This is a genomic window from Xanthobacter pseudotagetidis, assembly GCF_043194795.2.
GTDB classification, from domain to species: domain Bacteria; phylum Pseudomonadota; class Alphaproteobacteria; order Rhizobiales; family Xanthobacteraceae; genus Xanthobacter; species Xanthobacter tagetidis_A.
On the sequence record NZ_CM195534.1, the window covers coordinates 2,502,646 to 2,514,698 of the forward strand.

Consider the following 12,053-nt stretch of genomic DNA (forward strand, 5'->3'; position numbering starts at 1 on the left):
GCTCCGTCTTCAGTGACCGTGAACGGTGGGGGAGGCGTGGGTGCCGCCGAGATAGGCGCGCATGAGGTCGTCCGAGCGGGCGAGCGTCGCCGTGTCGGCCGCGGCGACGCAGGCGCCGAGCCGCAGCACGTAGCCGTCCGAGGCGGTCTGGAGCGCGAGGCGCGTGTTCTGCTCCACCAGCAGGATGGACAGGCCGGTGGCGTTCATCCGCCGGATCAGCTGGAACACCTCGCGCACGAACAGCGGCGACAGGCCGAGCGAGGGCTCGTCCATCAGCAGCAGCTTGGGCCGCGCCATCATCGCCCGGCCGATGGCGAGCATCTGCTGCTCGCCGCCCGAGAGCACCGAGCCCGGGGCGTGGCGCCGCCGCGCGAGGTTCGGGAACAAATCGTAGATGCCGTCGAGGTCGCTCGCGATCTGCCGGTCGTGGCGCGGATAGGCGCCCATGAGCAGGTTCTCCTCGACCGAGAGCGAGACCAGGATGCGCCGGCCCTCGGGCACCATGGCGATGCCGGCGGCGACGCGGCGCGCCGCCGGCCAGCGGGAGATCGCCTCGCCCATGAAGCGCACCTCGCCCGAGGCCGGCGTGAGGCCCATGACGGCGCGCAGCAGCGACGACTTGCCGGCGCCGTTGGCGCCGAGCACCGTGGCGATGGCGCCCTCGCGCACCGCGAGGTCGACGCCCGACACCGCCGTGACGGCGCCGTAGGAGACGCAGAGGTTCGCGACCTCAAGCAGCATGGATGCCTCGCTTGGCGCTGTCCGCGCGCTCCATCTGCGTGGGGGCGATGGTCTCGTCGAGCGCCGGCGCGGGCACGGGGGCGTCGGCCTCCGCTTCGTCCTCGTCCTTGCCCAGATAGGCCTCGATCACCGCCGGGTGGCTGCACACCGCCTCGGCGGACCCCTCGGCGATCTTGCGGCCGAAATTCAGCGCCACCACGTGGTCGCACAGGCTGGAGACGAACGAGACGTCGTGCTCGACGATGAGCACGGACATCTCCTTGGGCAGCTGGGTCAGCAGGATCGAGAGCAACTCGTCGCGCTCGGACGAGTTGAGGCCGGCGGCCGGCTCGTCGAGCAGCAGCAGGCGCGGGCGCGTCACCAGCGCGCGGGCGATCTCGATCCGCTTCTGCACGCCGTAGGGCAGGCCCTCGGCCAGCAGGTCCGCATGGGCCGACAGCCCCATCAGCTCCGCCGCCGCCCGCGCCTCGGCAAGGCCCGCGCGGTTGAAGGGGGAGTTCAGCGGCACCAGCATCCGCTTCCACAGGCCGACGTGGGTGTGCTGGCCGAGCATGATGTTCTCCAGCACGGTCAGGTGCTTCATCATGCGCAGGTTCTGGAACGTGCGGCCGATGCCGCGCGTGACGCGGCGGTCGAGAGGCACGGCGTCGATGGCCTCGTCGTCCAGCAGGATCTCGCCCGCGCCGGGCCTGTAGACGCCGCTGATGAGGTTGAACACCGTGGTCTTGCCGGCGCCGTTGGGGCCGATCAGCCCGGTGCGCGAGCCCGGCATCACCTGGATATCCAGGCTGTCGATGACGGTGAGGCCGCCAAAGGCCAGGGTGACCCCGTGCAGGAACAGCATGGGCTTCATGTGGCCGCCCTCCGGTGGATGAGGTTGTGGATGAAGCTGCGCGTGAACAGGCCTTCGGAGCGCAGCAGCATGAGCACGACGATGACGGCGCCGAAGGTCACGTAGCGCCACTCGTCGGTGCCGCGCAGCAGCTCGGGCGCCAGCGTGAAGAGGGCGGCGCCCACCAGCGGTCCGAGCGGCGTCTGGAGCCCGCCGAGCAGGGTGTAGAGCACCGCGTAGGTGCTCAGCAGCACGTTGAAGCGCTGCGCCTCCACATAGGAGAAGTGATGCGCGTAGAGCGCCCCGGCGAGCCCGGCGATGGCGGCGCCGATGGTGAAGGCGGTCACCTCGATGCGGCGTGTGCGCACCCCGAACACCGCCGCGCCCTGGGCATCGTTGCGGATCGCCGTGAGGCACAGGCCGAACCGCGTCGAGGCCAGGAACACCATCAGCGCCACCACGCCGGCCGTGACCCAGAAGATCGGCCAGAAGCCGAGATGGCCCACCACCACGAGGCCGCTGGCGGCGCCGAGGCTCTCCATGTTGAGGATCAGCGCCACCACCACCTCGGAGAAGGCGAGGGTGGCGATGGTGAGGTAGATGCCGCGCGCCCGGAGCACCGGGTAGGACACGCAGAGGCCGACGAGGCTCGCCAGCAGCACCGCGCCGGCGATGGAATGGGGCATGGACCAGCCGGCGTTGGAGAGCACCGCCGAGGCGTAGGCCCCCACGGCCATGAAGCCGGCGATGCCGAGATTGAGCTGCCCCGCCGCCAGCGTCATGTAGGCGGCATAGGCGGAGATGACGTTGACGCACAGGATGGCGCCGATCTGAAGCGCGTAGCCGCTCATCACATGCGCTCCGCCGTCTTGGCCCGGTCGCCCAGCAGCCCCTGCGGGCAGAAGGCGATGATCAGCAGCAGCAGCCCGTAGACGAAGACGTTGACCGCCTCCGAGTTCAGGTAGGCGATGGTCATCACCTCGATGATGGCGATGATGAGCGCGCCCAGCACCGCGCCCCACACGTTGCCCATGCCGCCGAGCACCATGGCGGAGACGCCCTTCAGCGCCACCTCCGAGCCCATGTCCCAGGACACCTGGAGATAGGAGATGCCGAACAGGATGCCGCCGATGCCGGCGAGCAGGCCCGAGACCAGGTAGACGCTGGACACGGTCCAGCCCACCTTCACGCCCAGCATCTCGGCGATGGCGGGGCTCTCGGCGATGGAGCGCAGGCCGCGGCCGAGCTTGGTGTACTTCAGCAGCACGTAGCACAGCGCCACCAGCACCAGCGCCAGCAGGAAGCCGCCCGACTGGGGCAGGCTCACGGTGAGGTCGGCGACCTTCACGCTCGCCCGCGCGAACGGGCTCGGATAGCCCACCGCGTCGGAACCGAAATAGACCAGCACCAGGTTCTCGAAGAAGATCAGGAACCCGAGCGAGGACACGAGCGGGATGTGCGGGTCGGAGGTGGAGAGCCAGCGGAAGGTGCAGCGCTCCACCAGCAGGGAGGCCAGCGCCGTGGCGGCCAGCGCGCCCGCCGCCGCGCCCACCGCCGGCACCCCGGCCGCCAGCAGCGCGCACGACACCACGCCGCCCAGCATGAACAGCGCCGGGATGCTGAAGTTGAGGAAATTCAGGATGCCTATGGTGAGCGTGAACGACACCGCCACCAAGGCGTAGATGCCCCCGAGCATCAATCCGTTCATGAGTTGCTGGGCGAACACGCGGCCTCCGCTCTTCAGAAATTTCTCATGTTTCATTTCAGCAAGAGGCATGCCATCCCGCGCCCGGTTCCGCGGGCATGCCGGAAACCCAGCGGGGCGGCTTGCAGGCGCTCGATCGGCGGCGGGCGCCGGCGCGGGACGCGGTGCCGGCGGCCGGAGTTCATCCACGGCACAAATCGGCAGCGCCGCGCCTCGTTGGCGGGCAGATGCCTGCGATCTATGCAGCGGCGATCACGAATCCGGGTAAGATGTTGAAACTCGCGCTTGAGTGGCCGGCGCGAGGTGGATAGACCTGATATGAAGCATGAAGCGGGAATCGGCGGTGAAGAAGCTCAAGCGCTCCAATCTCAGCGAAGATGCCTACACCTATGTCCGTGATCTGTTCCTCAACGGGGACCAGTACAATCCCGGCGACAAGGTCAGCGTCGAGGAGCTGAGCCGCGGCCTCGGCGTCAGCCGCACGCCGCTGTGGGGGGCGATCAACCGCCTGGAGGCGGAAGGCATCGTCGAGATCGTGCCGCGCCAGGGCGTCTATCTCATCGAGTACGACCCGCGCCGGGCGCTCGACATCTACGAGGCCCGCGAGGTGCTGGAGGGCATGGCCGCGCGCCTCGCCGCCCAGCGCATCACCGCCGCCCAGGTGGCGGCGCTGAAGCGCGGCGTCGACGAGCAGCGGCGCAGCTTCGAGGACGGCAATATCGAAGGCTATTACGCCACGGCGCTCGCCTTTCACGACAAGGTGGCGGAGATCGCCCAGAACAAGGTGATCGAGGAGCTGCTCCAGTCCATCTTCGCCCGCATGCGGGTGATGCGCCTGCAGCGCCAGTCCATGCCCATGCGGCTGCCGCAGGCCACCGACGACCATTCGCTGATCATCGCCGCCCTCGAGGCCGGCGATCCGGACGCGGCCGAACGCGAGGCGCGCGCCCACATCCGCAAGCTGGCCGACCAGATCCGCTCGGAGATGGCGAAGGCCGAGGCCGAGGCCAGGCAATCGTCGCGGGGCAGGGGCGCCAAGAGGCCGGCGAGCGTCGCGGTGGCCGAGGCGGGCAAGGCCGCCGCCGCGGCGCCCTCCAGGCCGGCGGCGAAGGCCGCCCGCGGCGCCCCGGCGTCGCGCCGCCGGACGGCAGCCGGCGCCTGAGGCGCCTCAGCCCTTGAGCTTGAAATAGCCCCACATGATCCCGGCGCCGGCGGTCACGATCACCAGCGCGACCAGGGCGACGAACAGCGCCGACTGGTCGAGCCACGCCACCGCCGGCACGCACAGGCCCATCACCACGCCGTTCAGCCCCATGCGCCAGGACGAGGTGTGGACGCCGGAGACGAAGGTGCCGAGCGCCAGCAGCAGGAGCAGGAACAGGCTGGTGGAATCCGCATCGGCCACCGCCTGCACGCTCGGCAGGAAGACGAGGTTCATGGCGCCGAGGAAGGCGCCCCAGTGCAGCAGCTGGGTCCACACCAGGTGCCAGCGGGCCTCCTTGTCGGCGGCATCGGCCCAGCCGGCATAGATGCAGGCGGCGCAGCTCGCCACCGCCACGAGCTCCCAGAACGGCACGATGGGCGTGCGCTCCATGCTCACATAGGCGACGCCGCCGACCGTGAGCAGCAGGATGGCGAGATAGGGCAGCTCGCGCAGCCAGAAGCCCGCATGGTGCCCCGCGCCGCCGTTCGACATGCCGTCCGCCATCTCGCCCTCCCGGTTGGTCCGCGGCCGAGACATAGCACCGACGTCGCGGTCACGCGACCGGGGCAGGGCGCTTCAGGCCCGCGCCGCGCGGGCTTCGAGCCGGCGGCGCGTGTCCACCACGGCGGCGAGCGAGAGCAGCGCGGCGAGTGCGAACAGCGTGCCGTAGCCGAGCCGGTCGGCGATCGCCCCGGCCACGAACGAGCCGGCGAGATAGACCACCAATTGCGCGCAGGCGAGGATGGTGAAGTCGGTGCCCGGCTGGTCCCTGGACGAGGCGGCCATGAACAGCGAATAGAGCGCGACGATCTCCATGTAGCGGATCAGGGTCTGGAACGCCGCCGCCCCGAACAGGGCGGTCCAGCCGGTGACGATGTCGAAGGCATGGAGCGCGAACAAAGCGAAGCACACGGTGCGCAGGGTGCCGAGCAGGGTCAGCACCGGTGCCGTGCCGAGACGCACCATCAGGAATGCCGCGACGCCCGAGCCGATCAGCCCGGCGGTGGCCGCCGCGCCGCCGGAGAGATAGCCGACGATGTCGAGCGGCACGCCCCGGTCGACGAGGTAGGGGCCCTCCATCGCCTTCACCAGGCCCTCGCTCGCCCGGTAGACGAGCGCGATCACCAGCACCTCGCGCGCCTCGGGACGGGCGAAGAAAGCCTTCAGCGAGGCGCGCGGCGCGCTCGGGGCCGGCGTCACGTCGTCCTCGCGCATGGCGAAGGCGGAGGCGAGCGGCAGCAGCGAGAGCGCCGCCATGGTCCAGATCATCGGCTGCCAGCCGAAATGGTGGTAGATGACGAGGCTTCCCGTGCCGCCGATCACCACGCCCAGCGCCACCGCCCCGCCCTGGATGGCGTTGCCGAACGGGCGGTCCTCCGGCGCCAGGCGGCGGGTGGCATAGCCGTCGGTGGCGATGTCCTGGGTGGAGATGAACAGCGCCAGCGCCATGCCGAGCGCCAGGAACGCCCACACGTCGGTGGGCGCGATCAGCGCGAAGGCGGCGATCGCCAGCACCGTCAGCGACTGGGTGATGAGCACCCAGCCCGCCCGGTGCAGCCCGGAGATGGGGCGGAAGCGGTCCACGTAGGGCGCCCACAGGAACTTCAGCACCAGAGGCAGCATCAGCACCGAGAGCATGCCGATGGCAGTGCGCGAGACGCCCTGCTCGCGCATGATGGGCGGGATCGCCGCCACCAGCAGGTAGCTCGGGATCGACTGGGCGAGATAGAGCCCGGCCAGAACCACGAACAGCCGCCACCGGCCGATGGCGCCGGTGGCGGCCGTGCCTGCGGCCGCAGCGGGGAGAGCGGCGCGCGGGCTCACGGGGCCCCCTCTCCATGGCGGGCGAGGAAGGCGCGGGCCTCCGCCTCGTCCGGCGTGGCGATGAGAGGGAACGACCACAGCCGGCGGAACACGCGCGCCATTTCCTCCCCCGCGTTGGGCCGCACGATGGCGCAGGCCCGGCACAGGCCGTCGATCCGCGACCGGGTGGCCTTGAACCACAGGGCCTGCGCCCGCTCGCCCTGGCGCGAGAGCGCCGGCCCGCCGCCGAACATGGTCATGAGGCGGAACGGGCGCGCGTGCGCGGCGATGGCGTCGAGGCCGGCGAGATAGGCCTCTTCGTCGCCCTCCGCATAGGGCTGGTGGAAGCGCAGCACCAGGAGGCTTCCGTCTTCCTCGTCGAGGCGCACCATCAGAAGGTCTTGCGGTAGCCGAGCGTCACGGTGCGCCCCCAGGCCATGACGGGCAGGTTGCGGGTGGCGGTGGCGGAGGGGTTCTCGTACTGCGCGTCCAGCAGGTTGCTGACCGAGGCGTAAGCGAGGCCGCCGCCGAACGGGTGGCTGATCGCGGCGTTGAAGGTATAGCCGCTGTCGATCACATAGACGCCGGTGCCGTCGAACACGTCGCGGCCGGACCAGCCCTCCATCTCCAGGCGCACGATGGTGCCGGTCTGGAACGCATACTGGCCCCAGAAGGTGCCGCGCACCGGCGTCGCGATGCGGTTGTTGGGCAGGAAGGCGTCGATCACGCCGTCGTCGTCGCTGTCCCACTTGCCTTCCCGGAACGTGCCGTTGGCGCCGACGGTGAACTGGTCGTTCACCTGGTACTCGGCGGTCGCCTCCACGCCGTAGATGACTTCCTTGGTCTGCGACACGGTGTTGGTTGAGGCGACGAAGTTCACCCCCTGGTCCGAGGTGGAGTAGTAGCCGGCGAGGCTGCCGCGGAACCGGCCGACGCTGCCGCGGATGCCCAGCTCCCAGTTGTTGACGATCTGCGCCTCGATGCCGAGGTCGTCATAGGAGAGCGTGCGCTGCTTCGGGCAGCTGTAGTTCACCGGCGGGAACGGCCCCGTGCCGACGTAGCAGCCGTAATAGAGGATCTCCGCCGCCCCCGAGGCGCCGGCGCGGCGGGTGAAGGCGCCGATGTCCGGCAGCGCGAATCCCTGGCTGAAGCCGCCATAGAGCTCGCTGGTCTCGGTGAGCTTGTAGGTGGCGCCCACGTTGAAGGTGGGGGCGGAATACTGGTACTGGCCGCCGGTCACCGGCAGGTCCGGCAGCACCGCGTAGCCGAGCCCCGAGAAGCCGATGAACACCGGCGGGCGCACGAAGTCCTCCACCGTGAGGTCGAGCAGCTCGTAGCGGGCGCCGGCGCGCACCACGATCTTCTCGCCGATCGGCACCTGGAGCTGGCCGAAGGCGGCATAGCTCATCTGCGAGAGCGGGGTGAAGATGTTCTGGCCGTTGGTCAGCGTCTGCCAGGTGTCGTCGTGGACGATGTCGCCGCCCCAGGTGAAGGTGGCGCCCTTCAGGAACGAGAGCGGCGTGTCGATGGTGAGGTTGAGGCCGGTGCGCTCGGAATAGAGTTCGCTCTGATTGTAGGGCGAGGTGGGATTTCCGAGGTTGCCCGAATAGTAGACCGCGCCGTTATAGTCGATGCTGAAGTCGGAGAAATTGAAGCGCTTCTTCACGTCGTTGTAGTAGGCCATCAGCGAGAGGTTGCCGAGGGCGAAGGCGCTGTCGGTGTACTTCGCGCTCACCGTCTTGGTGTCCTCCAGCACCGGCATGCCGGTGTAGAAGTTGCCGAAGTCTGGCTGGGCATAGGGCAGGCCGTAGCGGGTCATCCACTGCGGGTTCTGCTCCAGGTAGGTCCAGCCGGCGGAGACCTCGAAGCGCTTGGTGGGATCGAAATTGTAGCCGATCTTGCCGAAGAAGTTGCCGCGCCCGAAGCGGTCGCCGCCGCCCTGGCCCAGCATGCCGTCGGAGGGCAGCTCGTTGCCGGCGCCGTCATAGGTGCGGTCGGCGAACGTGCCGGTGCCGGTGAAGATGTAGTCGAAGCCGGTCTTCGAGCCGCCGGTGACGGTGGCCGAGACCTCCGGCGCCAGCGAGTTGCCGGGGTCGGCGGTGAAGAGGCGCAGCGCGGTGTTGATGGAGACCTGCGGCTTGCCGTCCTGCGGCCGCTTCATGATGAAGTTCACCGTGCCGCCCGTGGCGCCCGAGCCGTAGAGGCTGGAGGCGCCGGCCACCACCTCGATCCGCTCCACCGCGTTGAGGTCGATCAGCGGCAGGATGCGCGAGACGTTGCGCAGCGGCGTGTTCTGCGGCACGCCGTCGATCATCACCAGCAGGTCGCGGCCGCGGAAGTTCTCGGAGGCGCTGGAGATGGTCTGGGTGGAGGGCGAATAGCCGGGGATGAGCTTCGCCAGCACCGCGGCGGCGTTGTTGGTGAGCTCCAGCTGCTCCTGGATCTCGGCCTGGTCGATCACCCGCACCGTCTGCGGCACGTCGGCGATCGGGCGCTCGGCGCGCGCCGCCGTCACCACCAGCGTGTCGAGGCTGATCTCCTCGCTCTGGCCGGCCGCCTGGGCGTCCTGCGCCCGGGCGGCGGGAGCGGCGGCGAGCACCGCCAGAAGGGATGATACGAGCACGCCCGCGCCAACGGCGCAGGGCGTCAAGGAACCGAATGAAGCACGAGGCATCGAAGAACGAGGCATGGAAGAACGAGGCATGTGTCCGCCCGCAGTTTTAAGTCGTTCTGAAAAGGGAACTTCCTTGGCCGCTTGAAATCACAAGTCGGCCTCGGACCGCGTACAGCTTTCATGCCGCCAGCATGTTCTGCATGTCTTGGACTGCGACGCCGGAAAAGATGGACTGGAGCGAACTGCGGGTGATAATCACAATGCTGTCGTAATTCGGCAACGATTTAGAAGAATTCTACTATGCGCGATGCCTTTTCGCCCGCCTGGTTCGACGGGGCCGGACTGCCGAGCACCGAGCGGCCGGCCGAGTTCGCCCGCGCCTTTCGGGCCGCCCTGGCCGACGTGGACATCGAGGTCTCCGCGCCCGGCGCCTTCAACGTCCGCATGCTGTGGGTGGCGCTGCCGGGCGCGCGCCTCGCCACCTGCTTTGCCGCCGGCGCCCGCTTCGCCCGCCGCGCGCCGTCGCGCGAGGCGGCCGGCTTCATCCTGCTGCGGCCGGTGGGCGGGCGGCTTCCGGTGGAGCAGTGCGGGCGCCGTATCGTGCTGGAGGATCGCCAGGGGGCGCTGCTGTCGCTCGCGCTGCCCTTCTCCTACACGGCCGGCGACGGCACGCGGGTCGATCACCTGCTGATGCCCGCCGACATCTGGGAGGCCGAGGGCGCGCCCGGCCCGCTGCCGCTCGCCGCCGCCGACGAGGCGAGCCTGCTGCTGCTGGTCCACTATGCCGGCGCGGTGATGCAGGGCCTGATTCCGCTCAAGAGCGAGCGCCACGCGGCGCTGGCGAGCGCGCACATGCGCGATCTCGCGCGGGTGGTATTCTTCCCCGACGACGAGGCCCCCGCGCCGGACCGGCTCGCGGCGCTGAAGGGCACCATCGCCCCGCACCTCAAGCGGCGCGACCTCGGCCTCGACATGGTGGCGCGGCTCATGGGCGTGACGCCGCGCGCGATCCAGAAGCAGTTCCAGGCGGAGGGCACCACCTTCTCCGCCTACGTGCTGGAGCAGCGCCTGCTGGCCGCGCGCGAGGCGCTCGCGGCGGCGGGGCCGGACCGCGCGCGGCCGGTGAGCGCGGTCGCGTTCGAAAGCGGCTTCGGCGACCTGTCCTATTTCAACCGCACCTTCCGCGCCCGCTTCGGCATGACCCCCTCCGCCTTTCGCCGCGGCGGCTGAGGCGGCCGGCGCGTCGATCCGTGCGGCGGGTGGGAGGGTCGACTTGTCCACCGCCGCCGCCCGCCGGCCGGACAAAATGTCCAGCATGGCGGCGGCCGATGACATCATTTGCTTGATCTATCGACCGAAAAATCTCTGGCCCTGCTCTTGCTTAGGCGGCGATGCAGCGCGCGCCTCAGGCCTGCGCCAAGCAAGAAAACGCAGGAGGAGACATGTCCGTCACCACTTTGGCGCCGCCGCCCTTCCTGAGCCGCGAGCGCACCGTCGCCGCGGCCGGATTCAACCGTTGGCTGGTCCCGCCCGCCGCCCTCGCCATTCACCTGTGCATCGGCATGGCCTATGGCTTCAGCGTGTTCTGGCTGCCGCTCTCGCGCGCCGTGGGCATCACCAAGCCGATCGCCTGTCCGGCCGACATGAGCGCCATCGCCGCCATGTTCGCCACCTCGTGCGACTGGCAGATCTCCTCGCTCGGGTGGATGTACACCCTGTTCTTCGTGCTGCTCGGCTCGTCCGCCGCCGTCTGGGGCGGCTGGCTGGAGCATGCCGGCCCGCGCAAGGCCGGCCTCGTCTCCGCCTTCTGCTGGTGCGGCGGTCTCGTGATCTCGGCGCTGGGCGTCTACCTGCACCAGATCTGGATGCTATGGCTCGGCTCCGGCGTGATCGGCGGCATCGGCCTCGGCCTCGGCTACATCTCGCCGGTCTCGACCCTGATCAAGTGGTTCCCGGACCGTCGCGGCATGGCCACCGGCATGGCCATCATGGGCTTCGGCGGCGGCGCCATGATCGGCGCCCCGCTCGCCAACATGCTGATGCAGCACTTCGCCACCCCCACCTCGGTGGGCGTGTGGCAGACCTTCCTGGTGATGGCCGCCATCTACTTCGTGTTCATGGTGGGCGGCGCGCTCGGCTACCGGGTGCCGCGCGAGGGCTGGGCGCCCAAGGGCTGGACGCCGCCCAAGCCGGCCGCCAACGCGCTCGTCACCCACCGCCACGTGCACCTGGACGTGGCCTGGAAGACGCCGCAGTTCTGGCTGCTGTGGGCGGTTCTGTGCCTCAACGTGTCGGCCGGCATCGGCGTCATCGGCATGGCCTCGCCCATGCTGCAGGAGGTGTTCGGCGGCAAGCTGATCGGCCTCGACCTCACCTTCTCCCAGCTCGACGCTTCGCAGAAGGCGCAGATCGCTGCCATCGCCGCCGGCTTCACCGGCCTGCTCAGCCTGTGCAACATCGGCGGCCGTTTCGCCTGGGCGTCGTTCTCCGACCGGCTCGGGCGCAAGATGACCTATGTGGTGTTCTTCGTGCTCGGCTTCGCGCTCTACGCGATGGTGCCGACCACGGCGCACATGGGCTCGGTGGTGCTGTTCGTCGCCGCCTTCTGCATCATCCTGTCCATGTATGGCGGCGGCTTCGCCACCATCCCGGCCTATCTCGCCGACATCTTCGGCACCCACATGGTGGGCGCCATCCACGGCCGGCTGCTCACCGCCTGGGCCACCGCCGGCGTGCTCGGACCGGTGCTGGTGAACTATCTGCGCGAGTACCAGATCGCTTCCGGCGTGCCGCAGGCGGCGGCCTACGACCAGACCATGTACATCCTCGCCGGCCTGCTGGTGCTCGGCCTCGTCGCCAACCTGCTGGTGAAGCCGGTGGCCGAGCACCTCTACATGACCGACGCCCAGCTCAAGAAGCCCGGCGCCGCCGCGAAGGCGGCCGAGGAGGATGCGGTCCACGCCGACTTCGAGGACTTCGAGGAGGAGGCCAAGGACGGCGTGGTCGCCGCCTCCGGGGGCGGCTCGACGCCGGTCGCCTCGGGCTCGACGCCGCTCGCCCTCGTGGTCGCGGCCTGGCTCGCGGTGGGCCTGCCGCTGGCGTGGGGCGTCTGGATCACGCTGCAGAAGGCGGTGATCCTGTTCCAGTGATCCGG

At 69.7% G+C, this 12,053-nt stretch carries 11 protein-coding genes; 3 read left to right on the forward strand and 8 right to left on the reverse strand.

Annotated features, from left to right (window positions below):
* Positions 1-9 precede the first annotated feature (9 nt).
* Genes V5F67_RS11425 through V5F67_RS11440 form a run of 4 tightly spaced genes read right to left on the reverse strand, consistent with a single transcriptional unit; the run spans position 10 to position 3,299 of the window.
* Positions 10-741: an ABC transporter ATP-binding protein gene (locus V5F67_RS11425; RefSeq protein WP_394017715.1), complete on the reverse strand. Its 732-nt coding sequence runs from the start codon at positions 739-741 to the stop codon at positions 10-12.
* Positions 731-1,594 carry an ABC transporter ATP-binding protein gene (locus tag V5F67_RS11430; RefSeq protein WP_394017714.1) on the reverse strand — a complete coding sequence of 288 codons (864 nt, stop codon included), beginning with the start codon at positions 1,592-1,594 and terminating at the stop codon, positions 731-733. Before V5F67_RS11430 ends, V5F67_RS11425 begins: the two co-directional genes overlap by 11 nt.
* Positions 1,591-2,424, reverse strand: coding sequence for a branched-chain amino acid ABC transporter permease (locus V5F67_RS11435; RefSeq protein WP_394017713.1), 834 nt, complete (start codon positions 2,422-2,424; stop codon positions 1,591-1,593). The genes V5F67_RS11430 and V5F67_RS11435 overlap by 4 nt, the downstream gene beginning before the upstream one ends.
* Positions 2,424-3,299 (reverse strand): branched-chain amino acid ABC transporter permease, encoded by an 876-nt coding sequence (locus tag V5F67_RS11440; RefSeq protein WP_394017712.1) that lies wholly within the window; start codon positions 3,297-3,299, stop codon positions 2,424-2,426. The genes V5F67_RS11435 and V5F67_RS11440 overlap by 1 nt, the downstream gene beginning before the upstream one ends.
* A gap of 304 nt (positions 3,300-3,603) precedes the next feature.
* Between V5F67_RS11440 and V5F67_RS11445 the strand changes: the two genes are divergently transcribed.
* The gene (locus tag V5F67_RS11445) at positions 3,604-4,440 is read left to right on the forward strand and encodes a GntR family transcriptional regulator (RefSeq protein ID WP_394017711.1); all 837 of its coding nucleotides are present in this window, start codon (positions 3,604-3,606) and stop codon (positions 4,438-4,440) included.
* Positions 4,441-4,446: 6 nt separating this feature from the next.
* On the opposite strand, the gene V5F67_RS11450 is transcribed toward V5F67_RS11445, so the two are convergent.
* The 4 genes from V5F67_RS11450 to V5F67_RS11465 form a co-directional block, all read right to left on the reverse strand.
* The gene (locus V5F67_RS11450; protein ID WP_394017710.1) at positions 4,447-4,986 is read right to left on the reverse strand and encodes a hypothetical protein; all 540 of its coding nucleotides are present in this window, start codon (positions 4,984-4,986) and stop codon (positions 4,447-4,449) included.
* Between the two features lie 72 nt (positions 4,987-5,058).
* A complete protein-coding gene (locus V5F67_RS11455) occupies positions 5,059-6,306 on the reverse strand; it encodes an MFS transporter (protein WP_394017709.1) in 1,248 nt (415 codons plus the stop codon).
* The gene (locus tag V5F67_RS11460; RefSeq protein WP_394017708.1) at positions 6,303-6,677 is read right to left on the reverse strand and encodes a hypothetical protein; all 375 of its coding nucleotides are present in this window, start codon (positions 6,675-6,677) and stop codon (positions 6,303-6,305) included. Before V5F67_RS11460 ends, V5F67_RS11455 begins: the two co-directional genes overlap by 4 nt.
* Positions 6,677-8,908 (reverse strand): TonB-dependent receptor, encoded by a 2,232-nt coding sequence (locus tag V5F67_RS11465; protein WP_394017707.1) that lies wholly within the window; start codon positions 8,906-8,908, stop codon positions 6,677-6,679. Before V5F67_RS11465 ends, V5F67_RS11460 begins: the two co-directional genes overlap by 1 nt.
* 291 nt (positions 8,909-9,199) lie before the next feature.
* Between V5F67_RS11465 and V5F67_RS11470 the strand changes: the two genes are divergently transcribed.
* Together V5F67_RS11470 and V5F67_RS11475 are read left to right on the forward strand one after the other, a co-directional pair.
* Positions 9,200-10,129: a helix-turn-helix transcriptional regulator gene (locus V5F67_RS11470; RefSeq protein WP_394017706.1), complete on the forward strand. Its 930-nt coding sequence runs from the start codon at positions 9,200-9,202 to the stop codon at positions 10,127-10,129.
* 212 nt (positions 10,130-10,341) lie between these two features.
* On the forward strand, positions 10,342-12,048 hold the full coding sequence (locus V5F67_RS11475; RefSeq protein ID WP_394017705.1) for an OFA family MFS transporter: 1,707 nt from the start codon (positions 10,342-10,344) through the stop codon (positions 12,046-12,048).
* The last annotated feature ends 5 nt before the right edge of the window (positions 12,049-12,053 follow it).

What these genes read in the sequence shown, in the direction of transcription:
- V5F67_RS11425 (WP_394017715.1), bottom strand. Translation starts at nt 741, where the DNA reads ATGCTGCTTGAGGTCGCGAACCTCTGCGTCTCCTACGGCGCCGTCACG.
- V5F67_RS11430 (WP_394017714.1), bottom strand. Translation starts at nt 1,594, where the DNA reads ATGAAGCCCATGCTGTTCCTGCACGGGGTCACCCTGGCCTTTGGCGGC.
- V5F67_RS11435 (WP_394017713.1), bottom strand. Translation starts at nt 2,424, where the DNA reads ATGAGCGGCTACGCGCTTCAGATCGGCGCCATCCTGTGCGTCAACGTC.
- V5F67_RS11445 (WP_394017711.1), top strand. Translation starts at nt 3,604, where the DNA reads ATGAAGCGGGAATCGGCGGTGAAGAAGCTCAAGCGCTCCAATCTCAGC.
- V5F67_RS11450 (WP_394017710.1), bottom strand. Translation starts at nt 4,986, where the DNA reads ATGGCGGACGGCATGTCGAACGGCGGCGCGGGGCACCATGCGGGCTTC.
- V5F67_RS11460 (WP_394017708.1), bottom strand. Translation starts at nt 6,677, where the DNA reads ATGGTGCGCCTCGACGAGGAAGACGGAAGCCTCCTGGTGCTGCGCTTC.
- V5F67_RS11470 (WP_394017706.1), top strand. Translation starts at nt 9,200, where the DNA reads ATGCGCGATGCCTTTTCGCCCGCCTGGTTCGACGGGGCCGGACTGCCG.
- V5F67_RS11475 (WP_394017705.1), top strand. Translation starts at nt 10,342, where the DNA reads ATGTCCGTCACCACTTTGGCGCCGCCGCCCTTCCTGAGCCGCGAGCGC.